Genomic DNA, 20,476 nt, shown 5'->3' on the forward strand with positions numbered 1-20,476 from the left:
CCGGCAGCCCCACAGTGAGACCAACCGGAAAAGCTGAAAAATATGGCAGAATTTTATCGTTTTTCCTGAAGGAGTTTCAACGCCACCAGCGGGCCTGCCAGCGCCGCCGGGGGTCAAAAACGTTGAATTTTCACGCTCTCGCCCTGGCGACGCCGGTTTCTCCGACTGCGGCGCGCGCCCCCCAGGCCGCAGTTTTCCTTGCCTAACGAACCGGGCTGTCCGTAACCTGTTGCCCAGGGAAAACAAGGCCCGCCTGTCCTTCTACGTCGCATCGAAGGGGGCATTTCAGGGTATAACGGGGTAAGGCGACGGGTTTCACGGATGACGATCAGGTTTCTTCTGAACGGAGAGACTGTTGAGCTGTCGGATAGTGCGCCGACGCTCACGCTGCTGGAGTGGCTGCGCGAGACGCGCGGGCTGACGGGCACCAAGGAGGGCTGCAACGAAGGCGATTGCGGCGCCTGCACGGTGATGCTGCGCGATGGCGATGGCGCCCGGGCGTTGAACGCCTGCATCCTGTTGCTGCCGCAGCTCGACGGCAAGGCGGTGCGCACGGTCGAGGGGCTCTCTGGTCCGGAGGGTCAGCTGCACCCGGTGCAACAGGCGATGGTGGATCACCACGGCAGCCAATGCGGTTTCTGCACCCCCGGCTTCGTGATGTCGATGGCGGTGGCGCATCTGAACGGCGACCGCGATCATGCCACCACGCTCGCCGGCAATCTCTGCCGCTGCACCGGCTATGCCCCGATCCTGCGCGCGGCCGAGGCTGCAGCGGATCAGCCCGTGCCGGGCTGGCTGGACGATGACCTGCCCGGCCACACGGGCGACGCCTTCCGCCCCGCCAGCGCCGACGAGCTGGCGCAGATCTATACCGCCCATCCAGAGGCAACGCTGGTCGCGGGTGCCACCGACGTGGGCCTCTGGGTCACCAAGGCGCTGCGCGATCTCGATCCGGTGATCTTTCTGGCTGGCTGCGACGATCTGAAGGGCGTGGAGATCGCCGATGCGGAACTCCGCATCGGCGCGATGACCGATATGAACGCGGTGCGCGCGGCGCTGGCGCCGCATTTCGTCTCTTATGCCGAGATGATCCGACGCTATGCCTCCACCCAGGTGCGGGCGGCGGCAACCATCGGCGGCAATATCGCCAATGGCTCCCCCATCGGGGACAACCCGCCGGCGCTGATCGCGTTGGGGGCGCATCTGCATTTGCGGAAAGGCGACGCGCGGCGCAGCCTGCCGATCGAGGCGTTCTTCGTCGACTACGGCAAGCAGGACCGCGGCCCGGGCGAATTCGTCGAGGCGGTGAGCATCCCGCGCCAGCCCGACCGGCTGAAATGCTACAAGCTGTCGAAACGCTTCGATCAGGATATCTCGGCCGTCTGCGGCTGTTTCAACATCACGGTCGAAGGCGGCATCGTCACCGGGGCGCGGATCGCCTTCGGCGGCATGGCGGGCATTCCAAAACGCGCCCGCCATGTGGAAAGCGCCCTTCTGGGCCAACCCTGGGAGGCCGGCACCATCCGTATGGCCGAGGCCGGGTTCGACGCCGATTTCGCGCCGCTCTCCGACATGCGCGCCAGCGCCGCCTATCGGCTGGAGACCGCGCGGGCGATGCTGGGCCGCTATTTCGCCGAGGATCAGGGCGAGACCGGCACGGTGCTGGAGGTGTCGGCATGAGCGTGACGAGCCCCCTGCCCCATGATGCCGCCCGCCTGCATGTGACGGGTGCGGCGCGCTATATCGACGATATCCCGACCCCGCGCGGCACGCTACATCTGGCCTTCGGCCTGAGCCCCGTGGCGCGCGGGGTGATCGAGGCGATGGATCTGGCCGCTGTTCGCGCGGCGCCGGGTGTCGTCGCGGTGCTGACCGCGCCCGATCTGCCCTTTGCCAACGACGTCTCGCCCTCCATCCATGACGAGCCGCTGCTGGCGGTGAATCGGGTGAACTACGTCGGCCAGCCGCTGTTCCTGGTGGTCGCCGAAACCCATCTGGCGGCGCGCAAGGCGGCGAAGCTGGGCGACATCCGGATCACCGAGGAGACGCCGATTCTGACCATCGACCAGGCCCTGGCCGCCGACAGCCGGTTCGAGGGCGGCCCGGTGATCTGGCAGAAGGGCGATGCCGCCGCCGCCATCGCCGGGGCGGCCCATGTGATCGAGGGCAGTTTCGAGATCGGCGGGCAGGAGCATTTCTATTTGGAAGGCCAGGCCGCGCTTGCCCTGCCGCAGGAGGGCGGCGACATGGTCGTCCACTCCTCCACCCAACATCCCACCGAAATCCAGCATAAGGTGGCCGAGGCGCTTGGCCTGCCGATGCATGGCGTCCGGGTCGAGGTGCGGCGGATGGGCGGCGGCTTCGGCGGCAAGGAAAGCCAGGGCAATGCGCTGGCGGTCTCTTGCGCGGTCGCGGCGCGTCTGACCGGGCGGCCCTGCAAGATGCGCTATGACCGCGACGACGACATGATCATCACCGGCAAGCGGCATGACTTCCGGGTCAGCTATCGCGCTGGCTTCGATGCGGACGGGCGGATCGAGGGGGTGGAATTCCTCCAATACGCCCGCTGCGGCTGGGCACAGGATCTGTCGCTGCCGGTGGCAGACCGAGCCATGCTGCATGCCGACAGCGCCTATCGGCTGCCCCAAGCCCGGATCGAGAGCCACCGGCTGAAGACCAACACCCAGAGCGCCACCGCCTTTCGTGGCTTTGGCGGGCCGCAGGGCATGCTGGGGATGGAACGGTTGATGGATCACGCCGCCCATCAACTGGGGCTGGAGCCGGTCGAGCTCAGGCGGCGCAATTATTACGCCGAGGCCACGGGGGGCCCTGCCCCCGCTCCTGCGGAGCCCCCCCGGGATATTTCCGGCCAGAAAAAGGGGGGGAGCGGCGCCCTGCCCCAGACCACGCCTTACGGGATGGAGGTGGAGGATTTCGCGCTGCACGGGATCACCGCCGCGCTGCTGGAAAGCTGTGATTACGCGGCGCGGAAACAGGCTGTGGCGGAGTGGAACGCAGAGGGCGGCGCGATCCGCAAGGGGATTGCCTTTTCGCCGGTGAAATTCGGGATTTCCTTCACGCTCACCCATCTCAATCAGGCGGGCGCCTTGGTGCATGTCTATCAGGACGGGTCGATCCACCTCAACCACGGCGGCACTGAGATGGGGCAAGGATTGTTCCAGAAGGTGGCGCAGGTGGCGGCAAGCCGCTTCGGTGTCGGACTGGAGGCGGTGAAGATCACCGCAACCGATACCGGCAAGGTGCCCAATACCTCGGCCACCGCGGCCTCGTCGGGGTCCGATCTGAATGGGATGGCAGCGCAGATCGCCTGTGACGCGATCCGGGACCGGATGGCGGCGTATCTGGCCGAGGCGCATCAGGCGGCGCCGGAGGAGGTGCGGTTCGAAGCGGGCGAGGTACGTGTCGGCAGTGCCGTGCTGAGCTTTGCCGAGGCGGCCAAGCGCTGTTACGAGGGGCGCGTGGGCCTGTCGGCCACCGGCTTCTACAAGACCCCCAAGGTGTCCTGGGACAGGGTCAAGGGACAGGGGCGGCCGTTCTATTACTTCGCCTATGGCGCGGCGGTGACCGAGGTGGCCATGGACACCCGCACCGGGGAATACCGCATCCTGCGCGCCGACATCCTGCATGACGCCGGCGCCAGCCTGAACCCGGCGCTGGACCTGGGCCAGGTCGAGGGCGGTTATGTCCAGGGAGCCGGCTGGCTGACGACGGAGGAACTGGTCTGGGATCAGCAGGGGCGTTTGCGTACCCATGCGCCCTCGACCTACAAGATCCCTGCGTTTTCCGATCAGCCCGATATCTTCAACGTCGCGCTCTGGGATGGATGCAACCGGGAGGAGACGATCTATCGCTCGAAGGCGGTGGGGGAGCCGCCCTTCATGCTGGGGATTTCGGCCTTTCTCGCCTTGAGCGATGCGGTGGCCTCCTGTGGCAGCGCCTATCCGGCGCTGGATGCGCCGGCAACGCCCGAGCGGGTCTGGGCGGCGGTGCGGAGGGTGCGCGGATGAGTTTCGAACTCGAAGCGCTGAAATCCGCCATAGAGGCCCATGGCCGCGTCACCCGGGTGGTGATCGCGGGCCTGAGCGGTTCGTCCCCGCGCGAGGTGGGGGCCGCGATGTTGGTCTGGGGCGATGCGGCGAGCGGCGGGCAATCGGGCACCATCGGCGGCGGCGCGCTGGAATATGCGGCGGCGCAAGCCGCGCGAGGGCAAGAGGGCGCGCGGCGGCTGACCCGCCATGCGCTGGGGCCGGAGCTGGGGCAATGCTGCGGCGGGTCGGTCATTCTGCTGTCGGAGGTCTATGACGTGGCAGCGCTGGCGGCGTTCAAGGGCGAGGTGATCGCCCGCCCGGTAACCGGGGATGGTCCCCTGCCGCTGAGCGTTCGGCGTCTGCTCGACCGGGCCCGGGCACAGGGCGAACGGCCCGAGCCGCAACTGATCGACGGCTGGATGATCGAGCCGGTCAGCCGCCCTGACCGGCAGCTCTGGATCTGGGGCGCAGGCCATGTCGGGCGCGCGCTGGTGTCGGTTCTGTCTCCCCTGCCGAATCTGGCGATCACCTGGATCGACACCAGGGCGGAACGATTCCCGCAAGACATCCCCGAGGGTGTCACCCCCCTGCCCACGTCGCAGCCGGCCGATCTGGTCCGCTATGCCCCCCGCGATGCCGAGCATCTGGTGCTAACATATTCGCACGCCCTGGATTTTGAGCTCTGCCACCAGCTGCTTTCCCACGGGTTTGGCTTTGCGGGGCTGATCGGATCGGCTACGAAATGGGCGCGATTCCGGTCACGGCTGGCGGCGCTGGGGCATGGTCCCGATGTCATCGCCCGCATCACCTGCCCGATCGGAGAGCCCGGCCTGGGCAAACACCCGCAACAGATCGCCATCGGCGTCGCCACGCAGCTTTTGCACCGCGCCGCCACGGCCGCAACGGAAACGAGGGAGCGCGCGTGAGCCAGCCGCTGTTGAGCTTGAAGGGGCTGACCAAAGCCTATCCCGGCGTGATCGCCAATAACGAGATCTCCTTCGATATCGGAGAGGGGGAGGTGCACGCGCTGCTGGGCGAGAACGGCGCCGGGAAATCGACACTGGTCAAGATGATCTACGGATTGGTGAAACCCGACAGCGGCGGCATGACCCTGCGCGGCGCGCCCTATGCACCGAGCGAGCCGCGGGTGGCGCGGGCCGACGGCATCGCCATGGTGTTCCAGCACTTTTCCCTGTTCGACGCGCTGAACGTCGCCGAGAACATCGCGCTGGGGATGGAGAACCCGCCCGCCCTGCGCGATCTGGCCAGCCGCATCCGCGAGGTGTCGGAAACCTATGGGCTGCCGCTCGATCCGTTTCGCACGGTGGGCGATCTGTCGGCCGGCGAACGCCAGCGGGTCGAGATCATCCGCTGCCTGTTGCAGGATCCGAAGCTGTTGATCATGGACGAGCCCACCAGCGTGCTGACCCCGCAGGAGGTCGAGATCCTGTTCAAGACACTGCAGCAGTTGAAGGCCGAGGGCACCTCGATCCTCTATATCTCGCACAAGCTGGAGGAAATTCGCACGCTCTGCGACACGGCCACCATTCTGCGACTGGGCCAGGTTGTGGGCGACTGCATCCCGCGCGAGACCACCGCGCGGCAGATGGCCGAAATGATGGTGGGCAGCAGCCTGAAGACGCCGGAGCGCAGCGGCCGAACGCTTGGCCCCGTCGCGCTCGATATCACCGGGCTGTCAGTGTCCTCTCCGACCGAATTCGGCACTGCGTTGAAGAACCTGCATCTGATCGTGCGCGTGGGCGAGATCCTCGGCATTGGCGGGGTGGCCGGCAACGGGCAGGAAGAGCTGCTGGGCGTCCTCTCAGGGGAAATCACGACCGATGCCGGGGCGGTCAAGATGGCCGGCCAGCCGATCGGACGCATGGGGCCCACGGCGCGACGGCAACTGGGGGTGCTGACAGCACCGGAAGAGCGGCTGGGCCACGCCGCCGCCCCGGACATGAGCCTGACCGAAAACGCGCTGCTGACCGGCGTGGTACGCGAGAGGCTGGAAAGCCACGGCTTTCTGAAATGGGGCGCGGCACGGGGCTTCGCGGAGCGGATCATCCAGGCCTTCGATGTGCGCACCCCGGGACCGGAGAATGCGGCGCGGTCGCTGTCGGGCGGCAACCTGCAGAAATTCGTCATCGGGCGAGAGGTGTTACAGGACCCGAAGGTGCTGGTGGTGAACCAGCCGACCTGGGGTGTCGATGCCGCCGCCGCCGCGTCGATCCGGCAGGCGCTGCTGGATCTGGCCGCCGGCGGCGCAGCGGTGATCTGCATCAGCCAGGATCTGGACGAGTTGATGGAGATCGCCGACAACTTCGCCGCGCTGAACGAGGGCCGGTTGAGCGAGCCGCGCCCGACCGAGGGGCTGAGCGTCGACGAAATCGGGCTGATGATGGGTGGGGCCCATGGGATGGAGGTGGCGCATGCGTGAGACCTGGCGCCAAATTCCGCCTCCGGCGGCCGTATTTGAAACGAGAAGAAGACCGACAGGAGAGCGTGCATGATCCGGCTGGAGAAACGACCGCAGCCGTCACGCGCCTGGTCGATGGCGACCCCGCTGCTGGCCGTGGTCGCGACGATGGTCTTCGGCGGGCTGTTGTTCGCGGCCCTTGGCAAGAACCCCTTTGTCGCGATCCAGACGATCTTTTGGGACCCTCTGTTCGGCGAATATTCCTTTTTCTATCGGCCGCAGTTGCTGGTGAAGGGCGCGCCGCTGGTGTTGATTGCCATCGGCCTGTCGCTGGGCTTTCGGGCCGGCATCTGGAACATCGGGGCGGAAGGCCAGTACATCATGGGGGCGCTGGCGGGCGCCGGTGTCGGGCTGGCCTTCTATCCGCTGGACGCCTGGTATGTCTTTCCGCTCATGGTGATTGCAGGCGCGCTTGGCGGCTGGGCCTGGGCGATGATCCCGGGGCTGCTGAAGGTGAAATTCGGCACCAATGAAATCCTCGTCTCGCTGATGCTGGTCTATGTCGCGGAACTGATCCTGGGCTCGATGTCGACGAGGCTTTTGAAGAACCCCGAGGGCTATGGTTTCCCGGGCAGCCGGAATTTCAATGACTACCCGGCGGGAAACAGTTGGATCGCGCAGGATCTGGGGATGCACTGGGGCGTCGCCGCCGCGCTGATCGCGGTGATCTTTGCCTATGTCCTTCTCAACCGCCACATGCTGGGCTTTCACATCCGGCTGAGCGGCGAGGCACCGCGCGCGGCGCGTTTTGCCGGCGTCAACCCGGCGCGGCTGATCCTGCTCTGCCTCGGGCTGGCGGGCGCCCTGGCCGGCATGGCGGGGTTGTTCGAGGTGGCAGGGCCTGCCGGCCAAATCAACATCGATTTCAACGTGGGCTATGGCTTTACCGCGATCATCGTGGCCTTTCTGGGCCGGCTCAATCCGCTGGGCATCCTGCTGGCCGCGGCACTGATGGCATTGACCTATATCGGCGGCGAGATCGCCCAGGACAATCTGGGACTGCCCGCCGCCGCCATCCAGATGTTCCAGGGGATGCTGCTGTTCTTCCTGCTGGCGCTCGACTTGCTGACAAACTACCGGCTTCGGCTGGCCGTGAAAGAGAGAACCTGAGATGGATTTGAGCGATATCGACCCGATAAAGCTGATCGCCACGCTGATGGTGGCGGCCACCCCGCTTCTGCTGGCGGCGATCGGCGAACTCGTCGTCGAGAAGGCCGGTGTCCTGAACCTCGGGGTCGAGGGGATGATGATCACCGGCGCGATCAGCGGTTTCGCCGTGGCGGTCGAAACCGGATCGCCCTGGCTTGGATTCCTGGCGGCGGCGGCCGGTGGTGCGCTGCTGTCGGTGCTGTTCGCCATCCTGACCCAGGTGGCGCTGGCCAACCATGTGGCCAGCGGCCTCGCGCTCACCCTCTTCGGGCTCGGACTCAGCGCGCTGATCGGACAGAGCTATGGCGGCCAGAAGCCACCACCCATGGCCGAGGTCGATCTCGGCCCGCTGAACGATCTGCCGGTGGTGGGGCCGATCCTCTTCGGTCATGACCCGATCCTCTACCTCAGCCTGGGGCTGGTGGCCGCGGTCTGGGCGGTGCTGAAATACTCCCGCATGGGCCTGGTCCTGCGAGCGGTGGGTGAAAACCACGATGCGGCCCATGCCCTGGGGTACAAGGTGGTGCGCATAAGGGTTCTGGCGATCCTTTTCGGCGGCGCCTGTGCCGGCCTGGGTGGCGCCTACATCAGCCTGATCCGGGTGCCGCAATGGACCGACGGGATGACCGCGGGGGTTGGCTGGATCGCCCTGGCGCTGGTGGTCTTCGCCAGTTGGAAGCCGTGGCGAGTGCTGGCCGGCGCCTATCTTTTTGGCGGCGTCACCGTGTTGCAGTTCAACCTGCAGGGGGTCGGAATTGCCATTCCCGTCGAATATCTTTCCATGTCGCCCTATGTGATCACCATCATCGTCTTGGTGCTCCTGTCCCGGGACAAATCCAGTGCGCCGGGATCGCTGGGACGGATTTTCCACGCTTCGTCCTGAGGGCGAGCCAACAGCAACGATACGAACGAAGGGAGCCTTTTCGTATGAAACTCAGCAAACTGCTTGCCGGCGCCGCGCTGGCGATCGGCCTGGCCTCGACCGCCATGGCCGCGGATAAGACCAAGGTCGGCTTTATCTATGTCGGCCCGATCAACGACGGCGGCTGGAGCCAACACCATCACGAATCCGCCAAGAAGATGGCAGAGCATTTCGGCGACAAGGTGGAGCTGGTCTATCGGGAAAGCGTGCCCGAAGGTGCCGATGCGGAACGGGCGATCACCCAGATGGCGCTGCAGGGGGCAGATATCATCTTTACCACCTCCTTCGGCTTCATGGATGCGACGATGAACGTGGCCAAGAAATTCCCCAAGGTGAAATTCGAACACGCCACCGGCTATAAGACCGCACCGAACATGTCGGCCTATTCCGCTCGTTTCTATGAAGGCCGTGCGGTGACCGGATTCATTGCCGGCAAGATGACCAAGACCAACAAGATCGGCTATATCGGGTCCTTCCCGATCCCCGAGGTGATCCGCGGCATCAACTCGACCTATATCCATGCCAAGAAGGCCAACCCGGACGTCAAGCTTTCGGTGATCTGGCTGAACACCTGGTTCGACCCGGCGAAAGAGGCCGATGCCACCCAGACGCTGATCGACCAGGGCGTCGACGTGGTGCTGGCGCATACCGATTCGACCGCACCGCTGGCGGTGCTGGAAAAGAACGGCGGCTATGGCTTCGGTCAGGCGGCCGACATGATCGAATTCGCGCCGAAACCGCGGTTGTCCTCGATCATCGACAACTGGGCGCCTTACTATATCCAAGAGGTTCAGGCGGTAATCGACGGCACATGGGCAAGCCATAACGCCTGGGACGGCATCAGCACCGGCATGGTCGGCATCGGCGAGATCACCGATGCGGTGCCGGCCGACGTGAAGGCCGAGGCCGAGGCGCTGAAAGAATCGATCGCCAAGGGCGAATACCACCCCTTCACCGGCCCGCTGAACAAGCAGGACGGCACCCCCTGGTTGGCCGCTGGCGAAGTGGCTGACGATGGCACGCTCGCCGGCATGAATTTCTATGTCGAAGGCGTCGAGGGCAGCATCCCGCAATAAGGGTTTCGAACGCGACGCTCATCAGGCCCCGGGCGGTTGAACCCTCCCGGGGCCTTTTTCGTTGGGGGCGGGTCTCGGGACTATCGCACCCTGTGCCGGGACGGGCGGATCGAGGCCGCCCCCTTATCTCACTCTGTCTCGCGGAGCCAACGCGTGATGAAAGATCACGAGCTGCCAAATATCGCTCCAAGATCGGCCCAAGCAGTCGCCCCTTTGCGGTCGTCGGACCGCCATCAGCGGCGAAGGGCCTCCGACATTCATGTCTCCCGCCTATCCGTCTCGTCCCGCTTCGTTGGGATTGCTGGAGAAAAGTGCGATCTTGTTGCCTTGGGGATCGCGAAGGTAACCGACATAGAAATGGGGTCCATAGGCGGCACGAAAGCCCGGCTGCCCCGCGTCGGTCCCGCCAGCGAGAAGGGCGGCGGCATGGAGGTCGCGAACCTGGCCTTGATTGCCCGCCTCGAAGGCGACCATGGCCCCGTTTCCGGCCGAAGCCGGACATCCGTCAAAGGGTGGTTTGACGTAGAAATCGGGCAGAACAGGAGACTGCCCCTGCGCCTTGGGCAGAGAATAGCTCAGCCCCTCCTGCCCCTCCGCCAGCTCGTAGCCAAGGGCTGGCAAGAGCGCGGAATAAAAGCGTTTTGCAAGCGCGATATCATCCGCACCGACTGTGACGTAGGCAATCATGCAGCATGTCTCTTTCCGGACGTGAGTTCATTCGAACGCAGCTGTGGCATTGGCGTAGACCCAGCAGGCCTACGGTTCGATATACATCGGAACTTTCTGATCCCAAAGCCAGCGACATTGACACGATCAAACCGAACTCTCATCTCGTCCGCCCAGTGTTCCTTCGCCGGGGACAACAACGAAGGCCTCCTGAATACCCCCGACCTGCACTCTCCCCTTCCCCCGTTCCTCGCCCCATGGCAGTCTCCCGCTCATGACCGATATGAAAACCGATATCCTGATCATCGGCGGCGGCATCGCCGGGCTCTCCGCCGGCGCGCGCCTCGCCCCCCATGCCACTGTCACCCTGCTGGAGGCGGAAACCGCCACCGGCTATCACGCCTCGGGCCGGTCCGCCGCGCTTTACGAAGCCAGCTATGGCAAGCCCTCCATCATGGCGCTGGCCCGTGCCAGCGGCGATTTTTTCCTGAACCAGAGCGATTACCTCAGCCCCCGCGGGCTGATGCTGGCAGGTCGCGCCGATCAGGCCGAAGCCTTTGCCAGCGAATGCGCCGAAATGGGGATGGAACGGCTGAGCCCCGCCGAGACGCTGAAGCAGCTGCCGATTCTGGACCCCGAGATCGCCGCGCAGGTCGGCTACACCCCCGAGGCCTGGGATATCGACACCGACCGCTTGATGCAGGATTTCGCCAAGACGATCCGCGCTCATGACGGCCAGATCCTGACCAAATCGCCGGTGACCGCCATCACCCCCGGCCGCCGCTGGCAGGTGACCACGCCCGGAGCCCGTTACGAGGCCGACCTGGTGATCAATGCCGCCGGCGCCTGGGCCGATCGACTGGCGCAAATGGCCGGCGTCGCCCCCATCGGCCTCACCCCCATGCGCCGCTCCATGGCGCGGGTTGCCGCCCCCGAGGGGATGGACCCCGCCCCCTGGCCGATGATCTTCGGCGTGCGGGAGGAATGGTACATGAAACCCGACGCCGGCGCGCTTCTGATCTCTCCGGCGGAAGAGGATCCGACCACGCCGCATGATGCCTGGGCCGACGACATGGTGCTGGCCGAGGGGATCGCGCGATACGAGGCCTTCGTGACCACTCCGGTCACCCGGATGATCTCGAACTGGGCGGGGCTGCGCAGCTTCGCCCCCGACCGCAATCTGGTGATCGGTGCCGATCCGGTGGCAAAGGGGTTCTTCTGGCTGGCCGGCCAGGGTGGCTATGGCTTTCTCACCTGCCCCGCTGCCAGTCAGTTGGCCGCCGATCTGATCCTCGGCCGCCCGCCGCAACTGGAGGCCGATATCCGCGCCGCGCTCAGCCCCGGGAGGTTCGGCAGATGACCAACCGTCTGACCCTGCCCGACACCGCCAGCATTGCCACTCAGGCCCAAGGCGGCAAGCTGGTCGCCCCCTCGGCCAGTCGCAATCTGGAACCGATCGCGGCACTCTTGGCGAAAGAGGCCCCCAGCTGCGGCCGCGCGTTGGAGATCGCCAGCGGCACCGGCCAGCATGTTGCGGCCTTCGCGGCGCGCCTGCCCGGGCTGCATTGGCAGCCGAGCGATCCCGACCCCACTCGCCGTGCCAGCATCGACACCTATGCCGCCGAAAGCGGCCGGGACAATATCTCCCCCGCGCTCGACCTCGACGCCGCCACCCCCGGCTGGGGCCGCCGGCTGGCCGGGCAGGAGCTGATCCTGCTGGTCAACCTGCTCCACCTGATCCCGATGGACTGGGTCAAGGTGCTGATCGCCGAGGCTGCCCAGGCCCTCGCCCCCGGTGGACGCTTCGTCCTCTATGGGCCGTTCCTGCGCGACGGCCAGCTCATCAGCGACGGCGATCGCGCCTTTCATGCCAGCCTGACGGCGCAGGACCCGCGCATCGGCTACAAGGAAATTGCCGATATCCTGCGCCTGCTCATCACCGCCGGGTTGACTGTCAGGACCCAGAAGGAAATGCCCGCCAACAATCTGGCCGTCGTCGCAGAAAAGCCGGCTTTCTGATCAAGATCAATGTCCTACCCGCATCGCCATGATCAGTGGGAACAAACCTAACTGTGAAAGGCATCAAAATGAGCTGGAAAGACAAGATCGCTGACACCCGCAACGGCCTGCGCAATTTCAACGGCGCCAACGGCGAGGTGATGCGCGGCTTCGGATCGCTCAGCAAGGCGGTCAAGGACGGCGGCGTGCTGGACTTCAAGGTCAAGGAATTCATCGCACTCGGCATCGCCGTGGCGGAACGCTGCGAGGCCTGCATCGGGCTGCACATCGACGCGCTGATCAAGGCCGGCGCCACCCGGGAAGAGGTGGCAGACGTTCTCGGCATGTGCATCCAGATGGGAGGCGGCCCGGCCATGATGTATGCCGCCAAGGCACTGGAATGCTATGACGAGCTGAGCGCCGCCTAACCCGGTCGCACCGGCCCAGCCGGGGGCTTCGCCGCCCGCCGGCAGGGCCTCTCAGGCCGCGGGGCGCGCGAAGGATCTGAGCGCCCCCCAGCAGGCGCCCAGAAGCAGCAGGGGCAGCACGAAGAGCTTGAAGACGAAAATCGCGAAGATGGCAACGAAACTGCCGACCATCTCGTCCGCGCGTGTATAAAGGTTTCGTGCCAGTTCCTGATAGCGATCGACCTCCCCCAGGGCGGACCGCAGGCTGGCCCCCCAACCGCCCGGCTCAGTCGCAGTGGGGGCTGTCCCGTTAACCTGCGCAGTGATATCTTCGATCACCGCCATATTGCGATCCCAGGCCGCCTGCGTCATCGGATCGGCGATCACCCCCGAAAGAACGAAGGCCAGCGGCAGCATCACCGCAAGGCTGCCGCCGTACCATCCGAGCCGCTGCGCCGGCGCCTGCAGCGCCCCCCGCCCCAGAGCCGCCAGCCCGCACCCCAATGCCAGAAGACCAAACCCCACTGCGCCGACCGGTGCCATCGACACCGACAGAATGCCGGTCGTCACCATCAGGGCGAAAACGCCACCCGCCACCCGTTCGACGGTGTCGTCGATCGGCTCCAGCAGCTTCAGCGGTTGCGCGGTACCGGAAACCACCATGGAGCCGCCAACCTCGATCTCCTGCGCGGCTGAGAGCACGGCATTCAACGTCCGCAGGGTGACATAGACTCCCGCGCTCGCCACCGCGACGGTGCGGGCATAGCCCTCCGCGCGCCGGGTCAGCGGGTTGCTGTCGGAATAAGCCGCAGCGACCAGCGCCAGCGCGGCAAACAGGACCAGCGCCAGCCTGCGGAAGGCGCCTGTCTCAGCCGTCGACGCGGTTGGTTCGGGTCTTCGGGTCATTGGGGCTGTCCTCGGTGATCGTCGCATCCCGGAGCCGGTGCAGTATCTTCACCGGAAGCCCGGTGCCCGGCAAGCCAGATCGGCGCGCCCCCGGCCCTGCCGATCAAGCGTCCGAGACGCCACCGCAGTTTCCTCTCTGCGACGATACTCTCGCCGGAGACTCCCTCAGTCAAAGCTTGCACAAGGGCCCGCAGGCGCCGCGCGCCATCACGCCCCCTCCCCGCATGGGAAGGAGGCATATGAAAACCTGAGGTCGGATCAGACGATCTTGCCGGGGTTCATGATGTTGTCGGGATCGAACGCCGCCTTGATCGCCGCCATGTAGCGCATCGCCGGCCCCAGCTCCTTGTAGAGATAGGGCTTCTTGCCCTGGCCGATACCATGTTCGCCGGTACAGGTGCCCTCGACCGAAATCGCCAGGTCATTCAGCCAGCCGACGAATTCCTCGGCCTTTGCGATCTCCTCCGCGCTCTCCATGTCGATCAGCGGCAGACAGTGGAAATTACCGTCGCCCACATGGCCCACGATGGGAGCGATCATTCCCAGTTCGGCCGCCTTGGCGGTCGCGGCGCCAACGCATTCCGCCAGCCGCGAGATCGGCACGCAGACGTCGGTCGACAGTCCCTTGGCGCCCGGGCGCAGCCCGTGGCACGCCCAGTACATGTCATGGCGCGCCTGCCAGAGCTTGTTGCGCTCTTCAGTGCTGGTGGTGGCCTGGAAGCCGTTGCCGCCGAATTCCTCGGCGATCGACCCGAAAGTCTCCGCCTGCTCCTGCACCCCGGCCTCGGACCCGTGGAATTCCAGCAGCAGGAGCGGCGTTTCCGGCAGATCGAGCTTGGAATAGATATTGGCCGCCTTCACGCTCAACTCGTCCAGCAGCTCGATCCGCGCCACCGGCACGCCGTATTGAATCGTCATCATCACCGCCTGGCAGGCAGCATCGACCGAAGGAAAGGAACAGCGCGCCGAAGAGATCGCCTCGGGGATGCCCTGCAGGCGCAGGGTGATCTCGGTGATCAGCCCCAAGGTGCCTTCCGATCCCACCATCAGCCGGGTCAGGTCATAACCGGCCGAGCTTTTCTTGGCCCGGGTCGCGGTGCGGATCACCTCGCCATCGGGCATAACCACCTCGAGCGCGACGACATTGTCCTTCATGGTGCCATAGCGCACCGCATTGGTGCCCGAGGCGCGGGTCGAGACCATGCCGCCCAGCGAGGCATTGGCGCCCGGGTCGATCGGAAAGAACAGCCCCTGATCGCGCAAATGGGTATTGAGCTGTTCGCGCGTCACCCCGGGCTGGATGACGCAATCGAGATCCCCCGCATGCACGGCGAGGATCTGGTTCATCTGGGTGAAATCGACCGAGATACCGCCGGCGGGGGCGTTCACATGGCCCTCCAGCGAGGTACCGGTGCCAAAGGGGATGACCGGCACCTTGTGTTCGGCACAGATCTTGACGATCTCGGAAACCTCCTCGGTACCTGCGGGAAAGACCACGGCATCGGGGATCTGGTTCTGGATATAGGTCGTCGTATGGCCGTGCTGCTCTCGGATCGACAGGCCGGTCTGGCAGCGATCGCCGAAACGTTGCTTCAGGATGCCGACGGCGGTTTCGATACCGGTTTCATTGCGCGGCAGCGCGGTTGCTTGCACCATGTCTCTCACTCCGTTTAGGGGGCGGACAATACCCGGTTTCCCCCCCTCGTCAATCGGCCACCCGGATCGCTGGCGGTGGCGGGCAGCGCCTCAGTCGCCCAGAGCGATCCCCTCGCGACGTGGGTCGGCGCCCCCCTTCAGCCCGTGGCCGATCTCGATCGCATGCAGGCCCGAATTCAGCACCTTCGGCGCCACCTCATAGCCCATCTCCTCCAGCTCGGGCGCCAGCGCCTCGATCCCGGTGCCGGCCTCCAGATCATAGGTGCCGAAGCGGTTCACCGCATGCGGCAGCGCCACCGCCTGCTGCACATCCATGCCCCAGTCCGCCCAGGCGACGATGGCCTGCGCCACATAGCCGATGATGCGGCTGCCCCCGGGCGAACCGATCGCCAGCACCGGCTTGCCCTCGGCCATCACGATGGTCGGGGCCATCGACGACCGCGGTCGCTTGCCCGGCTCCACCCGATTGGCGATGGGCAACCCGTCCTTGTGGGTCCGGAACGAGAAATCGGTCAGTTCGTTGTTCAGCAGAAAGCCGCGCACCATCAGCCGCGACCCGAAGCCGTTTTCGATCGTCGTGGTCATCGACAACACATTACCATAGCTATCGACGATGGAGATATGAGAGGTCGAGGGGAATTCGATCGCCTCGTCATCGGCCTGCAACAAGGCGTGATCAAAGACCGGATTGCCCGGCGCCACCTCGGGCAGGGCATCGCCCCCCTCCAACAGCTTGGCGCGCTCGGCCAGATAGGCGGGGTCGACCAGCCCCTTGGTCGGCATCGGCACGAAATCCTCATCCGCCATATACCGCCCCCGGTCCGCGAAGGCGAGCCGCGAGGCATCGCCGATCAGCCGCCAGGCTTCGGGGCTGTCAGGCCCCGGCATCGCGAAACTGTTGAGCATGCCGAGGATCTGCCCCACCGTCAGCGCCCCGGAGGACGGCGGGCCCATACCGCAGACCTCATATGTCCGATAGGGCACGCAGATCGGCGCCCGTTCCCGCACCTGGTAAAGCGCCAGATCAAGCCCCGAGAGCACCCCGGGATTGTCCCCTGCCCCCTCCTGCACCGTGCGGACGATATCTGCAGCGACCGGACCGGCATAGAAACCTGCCGCGCCGTTATCCGCCAATTGTCTCAGCGTGTCGGCATAGGCCGGATTGGTCAGCCGCTGCCCCGCCGCCAGGGGCTGACCACCCGGCAGGAAGTATTCCGCCGTCGCCGGGAACCGGGCCAGACGTTCGGCATCCGCCTCGACAAGCGCCGCCAGGCGCGCGGAGACCGCAAAGCCTCCCTCGGCCAGGTCGATGGCAGGCCGGAACAGATCGCGCCAGTCGGTACGCCCCCAGCGGCGATGCGCCTCGGCCAGCAGCGCCGGCGTCCCCGGGGTGCCGACCGACCGGCCACCGACCACCGCATCATAGAATCCGAGCGGCTGGCCGCTGGTATCCTGGAACAGCCGTGGACGGGCGTCGAGCGGCGCGGTCTCGCGCCCGTCGAGCGTGGTCAGATCACCGCTGGCAGCATCGTACCAGACCAGAAAGGCCCCGCCGCCCAGCCCCGAGGATTGCGGCTCGACCAGCCCCAGCACCGTCTGCGCCGCGACCATCGCATCCGCCGCGGTGCCGCCGGCGCGCAGCACGGCGGCACCGGCCTCGGCCGCATGCGGGTTGGCCACCGCGATCATCCAATGCGTGGCTTCGACCGGCCGGCCCGCCGCCTTGGCCTCCAATGCCGCCGCCACCGCAGGAGACAGTGCGGCAAATCCACCACCTGCCTCTGTCGCCTCTTCCGGCGCGACGGTATCGGCCGCCTGTTGCGCGCCAAGCGGCGAGGCGAGGAGCAGCCCGGAAAGACAGGCAAAGGTGAACTGACGCATGGGATGCTCTCCCCTTTCGATGAGTTGGCGGAGTGTAGCGGATCGGCGCCGGCAGGCAATCCGGAGAAGCCCTCAGATCGCCGCGGCCCCATAGTCTGCCAGCCGATCATACCGGGCCCCCTTCGGATGCAGGACCGACCGATAGAGTCCAAAGCAAGTCACCGGCACCTCCGGCAGCAGAGTATCGCCGAACCGTTCGAAAAAGCCCTGCAGCACCTCGGCCTCGCGTCCGCTGCCTGCGTTCCCGCCCAACCGGGCGAGGGTGACATGGGGATGGAACCGTTCCTTCGGCGCGGAGAGGCCGGCACGGCGGAGCGCGCGCAGGATATCCTCGCGCAATTTCAACAAGGCCGGATCGGGCGCGACATCGGCAAAGATCAGTCGGGGCTTGGCGGCACCGAAACGGCCCAGGCCAGTGAAGTGCAGCGTAAAGGGCTTGACCGCAAGGCGTTCAAGCTCCTCATGCAGCGCCTCCAGCGCCTCCTCCGGCTGATCGCCCAGAAAGGCCAGGGTCAGATGCAGGTTCTCCGGCGCCACGGGGCGGCCCAGGGGCAGCCCCGCCTGCAGCCGGCTCAGCGCGGCGATTGCCGCGTCAGAGAGGGCGATGGCCAGAAAGGCCCGCATCGCTCTGGGGTTACAGCATCCCCGGCACCACCAGATCGGGCGGCCGGTGACCGTCTTCGAAGGTCTTGATGTTGATGATCACCTTCTCGCCCATCTCGATCCGCCCCTCGATGGTGGCCGATCCCATATGCGGCAGCAGCACCACGTTGGGCAGATCGCGCAGCTTGGCGGCGACATCGCTGCCACGTTCGTAAACATCGAGCCCGGCACCGGCGATATCGCCCGCACGGATCAACCGCGCCAGCGCGCTTTCGTCGATGACCTCGCCGCGCGAGGTGTTGACGATCACCGCCGAGGGTTTCATCAGCCCAAGCCGCCGCGCGTTCATCAAGTGGAAGGTGCTGGGGGTCGAGGGGCAGTTGACGGAAATCACATCCATCCGCGCCACCATCTGATCGAGGCTTTCCCAATAGGTGGCCTCAAGCGCCTGTTCGATCTCCGGGCGCACCCGGCGCCGATTGTGATAATGCACCTGCATGCCGAAGGCCGCGGCGCGGCGCGCCACCGCCTGACCGATCCGCCCCATGCCGAGGATGCCGAGCCGCCGGCCACTGATCCGCCCGCCCAACAGCGCGGTCGGTGCCCAGCCGCTCCAGTCGCCCTTCTGCATCAGGGCAAGGCCCTCGGGGATGCGGCGGGTAACGGCGAGGATCAGCGCCATGGTCATGTCCGCGGTATCGTCGGTCAGCACGCCCGGCGTGTTCGACACCAGCACCCCGCGCTGCCGCGCCGTGGCGACGTCGATATGATCGACCCCGGCGCCATAGTTGGCAATCAGCTTAAGCCGCTCACCCGCCTGGGTGATCAGGCCGGCATCAATCGAATCGGTCAGCGTCGGCACCAAAATGTCGGCCTGTTTCACCGCCTCGACCAGTTCAGAGCGGGTCATCGGCGTATCGTCCTCGCGCAGACGCACATCGAAAAGCTCGCTCAGCCGGGTTTCCACGGCCTCCGGCAACCGTCGCGTGACAACAACACTCAGTCGTTCTCTTGACACTTCTGCTCCTCCAAAGCTTCCAAACTTGCCTGCGCCATGGCATCGTGGCGCAGGAACAGCCGGGGCACAAGAACCCCATGCACTTATGACGCAGGCTTTTTCATCCGAGACGAAAGAAAATTGCGGGCAGGCCGTCTTTGACCATGGCATCAGGTATCACGCGCCGAACCATGGCGCTCTTGGCGATCAGTTTTCTCACCCTGCCGGCACAGGCGAAAGAGCAGAATCTGGGCCCGGTGACCCATCTGCCGCTGCCGCGCTATGTCTCTCTGAAGACGGACGAGGGCAACGTCAGGCGCGGCCCGTCGCTGACCCATCGCATCGACTGGGTGTTCAAACGCCGCGACATGCCGCTGCAGGTCACCGCCGAACACGGTCACTGGCGCAGGGTGCAGGACCGCGACGGCGCCGGCGGCTGGGTCCATTACGCGCTGCTCTCGGGGGTGCGCACGGTGCTGGTCGAACAGGATATGATCCCGATCTACAACCGCCCCGATCCGCAATCCCAGCTCAACGCCCGGTTCGAACTGGGGGTGATCGCCCGACTCGGCGAATGCACCAGGGACTGGTGCCGGATTTCCTCAGGCGGCTATCGCGGCTGGACACTGAAGACCAATCTCTGGGGCGTCGACGACGACGAGATTCGCGACTGAGCCGTCCACCCGCGCGCCCAGCCCTGTCATCATGGCCCCATGAGAGCCCCCCGAAGGCCCCCCCGGCGGGCCGATTTTCCAACCAGGCACTGCCAGATACCAACCGGACACCGACGCCGTGATTTTTTTTCAAAAGGGCCCTTGATCCCTCCGAACAAGCCGCGTAGATAGCCGCTCACTGTTGGGGTGTAGCCAAGCGGTAAGGCAGCGGTTTTTGGTACCGTGTACCGTAGGTTCGAATCCTACCACCCCAGCCAGTTCCCTTTTTGTGACATTCGCCGAAGATTGGAGCCTATCCGGTTCTATTTGGCATATTGCTCGGGCAAGACTGGCATCTGCTGATATTCCGAACGTCTCGCTTTCCAGAATCCTTCTGAACTGACAGACATTTGCGCCGGTGTGATCTCGTCCCTAAACTGTGGTCTGACGAACACGGGAGGGCGCCGGTATGGCCAACTGGTATTCGGCCGACTTGCACTTCGGCCACCACCGCATTATCGACTTCTGCAAGCGCCCCTTCGCCTCAACCGCAGAGATGAACGCGGTCCTGATCGCCAACTTCCAGGCCTGTGTCGCGCATGATGATGACCTCTGGATTTTGGGAGATTTCGCCTTCGGTCGCGCTGATGATACGGCACAGTTCGAGAACTGGTTTCACAGCCTGCCCGGCCGCAAGCATCTGATCATCGGCAACCACGACGATGAAGCAGTAATCTCGCTCCCCTGGGCCAGCACAGAGTACATGGCCGAGATCCAGGACGGCGATTACAGCCTCGTCCTGTGCCATTATCCGATGATCACTTGGAACGGCGCACGCAGAGGCGCCCTACAGCTGTTCGGCCACGTCCACGACCAATGGGCAGGCTCGCGAAACAGCGTGAATGTGGGCGTTGATAAATGGGAATTTCGTCCCGTTCAGAGGGCTTGTTGCGCTATTCGGCGCTGAGATTGAGCTGCCCCTTTCCCTGCTGGCTTCAGGCGGCGACTTCGGTTTCGGCTCTTCCGAGGGCCGA

The 20,476-nt window shown here is 65.4% G+C and carries 18 protein-coding genes and 1 tRNA gene; 13 read left to right on the forward strand and 6 right to left on the reverse strand.

The window, feature by feature from the left end; translation table 11 throughout:
* Nucleotides 1-321 precede the first annotated feature (321 nt).
* The 7 genes from xdhA (at nucleotide 322) to G455_RS0108615 (ending at nucleotide 9,675) form a co-directional block, all read left to right on the forward strand.
* Nucleotides 322-1,680, forward strand: coding sequence for a xanthine dehydrogenase small subunit (gene xdhA, locus G455_RS0108585; RefSeq protein ID WP_028093327.1), 1,359 nt, complete (start codon nucleotides 322-324; stop codon nucleotides 1,678-1,680).
* Nucleotides 1,677-4,028, forward strand: coding sequence for a xanthine dehydrogenase molybdopterin binding subunit (gene xdhB, locus G455_RS0108590; RefSeq protein ID WP_028093328.1), 2,352 nt, complete (start codon nucleotides 1,677-1,679; stop codon nucleotides 4,026-4,028). Before xdhA ends, xdhB begins: the two co-directional genes overlap by 4 nt.
* A complete protein-coding gene (gene xdhC, locus G455_RS0108595; RefSeq protein WP_028093329.1) occupies nucleotides 4,025-4,975 on the forward strand; it encodes a xanthine dehydrogenase accessory protein XdhC in 951 nt (316 codons plus the stop codon). The genes xdhB and xdhC overlap by 4 nt, the downstream gene beginning before the upstream one ends.
* Nucleotides 4,972-6,489: an ABC transporter ATP-binding protein gene (locus G455_RS0108600; protein ID WP_028093330.1), complete on the forward strand. Its 1,518-nt coding sequence runs from the start codon at nucleotides 4,972-4,974 to the stop codon at nucleotides 6,487-6,489. Before xdhC ends, G455_RS0108600 begins: the two co-directional genes overlap by 4 nt.
* 69 nt (nucleotides 6,490-6,558) lie before the next feature.
* Entirely contained in the window at nucleotides 6,559-7,638 is a 1,080-nt protein-coding gene (locus G455_RS0108605; protein ID WP_028093331.1) for an ABC transporter permease, read from the forward strand.
* Between the two features lies 1 nt (nucleotide 7,639).
* Entirely contained in the window at nucleotides 7,640-8,560 is a 921-nt protein-coding gene (locus G455_RS0108610) for an ABC transporter permease (RefSeq protein ID WP_028093332.1), read from the forward strand.
* A 44-nt stretch (nucleotides 8,561-8,604) separates the two neighbouring features.
* Nucleotides 8,605-9,675, forward strand: a complete 1,071-nt coding sequence (locus G455_RS0108615; protein WP_028093333.1) for a BMP family ABC transporter substrate-binding protein — start codon at nucleotides 8,605-8,607, stop codon at nucleotides 9,673-9,675.
* Between the two features lie 270 nt (nucleotides 9,676-9,945).
* Here the strand turns inward: G455_RS0108615 and G455_RS0108620 are convergent, their stop codons facing one another.
* A complete protein-coding gene (locus tag G455_RS0108620) occupies nucleotides 9,946-10,362 on the reverse strand; it encodes a VOC family protein (RefSeq protein WP_028093334.1) in 417 nt (138 codons plus the stop codon).
* Between the two features lie 262 nt (nucleotides 10,363-10,624).
* On the opposite strand from G455_RS0108620, the gene G455_RS0108625 reads away from it, so the two are divergent.
* From G455_RS0108625 to G455_RS0108635, 3 genes are all read left to right on the forward strand, one after another.
* The gene (locus G455_RS0108625) at nucleotides 10,625-11,701 is read left to right on the forward strand and encodes an NAD(P)/FAD-dependent oxidoreductase (RefSeq protein WP_051312297.1); all 1,077 of its coding nucleotides are present in this window, start codon (nucleotides 10,625-10,627) and stop codon (nucleotides 11,699-11,701) included.
* Nucleotides 11,698-12,360, forward strand: coding sequence for a DUF938 domain-containing protein (locus tag G455_RS0108630; protein WP_028093336.1), 663 nt, complete (start codon nucleotides 11,698-11,700; stop codon nucleotides 12,358-12,360). Before G455_RS0108625 ends, G455_RS0108630 begins: the two co-directional genes overlap by 4 nt.
* A gap of 68 nt (nucleotides 12,361-12,428) precedes the next feature.
* A complete protein-coding gene (locus G455_RS0108635) occupies nucleotides 12,429-12,767 on the forward strand; it encodes a carboxymuconolactone decarboxylase family protein (protein ID WP_028093337.1) in 339 nt (112 codons plus the stop codon).
* Between the two features lie 51 nt (nucleotides 12,768-12,818).
* Here the strand turns inward: G455_RS0108635 and G455_RS0108640 are convergent, their stop codons facing one another.
* The 5 genes from G455_RS0108640 to G455_RS0108660 form a co-directional block, all read right to left on the reverse strand.
* Nucleotides 12,819-13,652: a hypothetical protein gene (locus G455_RS0108640; protein ID WP_028093338.1), complete on the reverse strand. Its 834-nt coding sequence runs from the start codon at nucleotides 13,650-13,652 to the stop codon at nucleotides 12,819-12,821.
* A gap of 258 nt (nucleotides 13,653-13,910) precedes the next feature.
* Nucleotides 13,911-15,308, reverse strand: a complete 1,398-nt coding sequence (locus tag G455_RS0108645) for an FAD-binding oxidoreductase (protein ID WP_028093339.1) — start codon at nucleotides 15,306-15,308, stop codon at nucleotides 13,911-13,913.
* A gap of 90 nt (nucleotides 15,309-15,398) precedes the next feature.
* Nucleotides 15,399-17,189, reverse strand: coding sequence for a gamma-glutamyltransferase (ggt, locus tag G455_RS0108650; RefSeq protein WP_028093340.1), 1,791 nt, complete (start codon nucleotides 17,187-17,189; stop codon nucleotides 15,399-15,401).
* A gap of 72 nt (nucleotides 17,190-17,261) precedes the next feature.
* Nucleotides 17,262-17,813, reverse strand: coding sequence for an RNA 2',3'-cyclic phosphodiesterase (gene thpR / locus G455_RS0108655; RefSeq protein ID WP_028093341.1), 552 nt, complete (start codon nucleotides 17,811-17,813; stop codon nucleotides 17,262-17,264).
* 10 nt (nucleotides 17,814-17,823) lie between these two features.
* A complete protein-coding gene (locus G455_RS0108660; protein WP_028093342.1) occupies nucleotides 17,824-18,810 on the reverse strand; it encodes a 2-hydroxyacid dehydrogenase in 987 nt (328 codons plus the stop codon).
* Nucleotides 18,811-18,980: 170 nt separating this feature from the next.
* On the opposite strand from G455_RS0108660, the gene G455_RS0108665 reads away from it, so the two are divergent.
* From G455_RS0108665 to G455_RS23670, 3 genes are all read left to right on the forward strand, one after another.
* Nucleotides 18,981-19,463 (forward strand): SH3 domain-containing protein, encoded by a 483-nt coding sequence (locus G455_RS0108665; protein ID WP_229861746.1) that lies wholly within the window; start codon nucleotides 18,981-18,983, stop codon nucleotides 19,461-19,463.
* Between the two features lie 182 nt (nucleotides 19,464-19,645).
* Nucleotides 19,646-19,720, forward strand: a tRNA-Gln gene (locus tag G455_RS0108670).
* 191 nt (nucleotides 19,721-19,911) lie between these two features.
* Nucleotides 19,912-20,409 carry a metallophosphoesterase gene (locus tag G455_RS23670; protein ID WP_035366407.1) on the forward strand — a complete coding sequence of 166 codons (498 nt, stop codon included), beginning with the start codon at nucleotides 19,912-19,914 and terminating at the stop codon, nucleotides 20,407-20,409.
* Nucleotides 20,410-20,476 lie beyond the last annotated feature (67 nt).

It is taken from the genome of Pseudodonghicola xiamenensis DSM 18339 (assembly GCF_000429365.1).
GTDB classification, from domain to species: domain Bacteria; phylum Pseudomonadota; class Alphaproteobacteria; order Rhodobacterales; family Rhodobacteraceae; genus Pseudodonghicola; species Pseudodonghicola xiamenensis.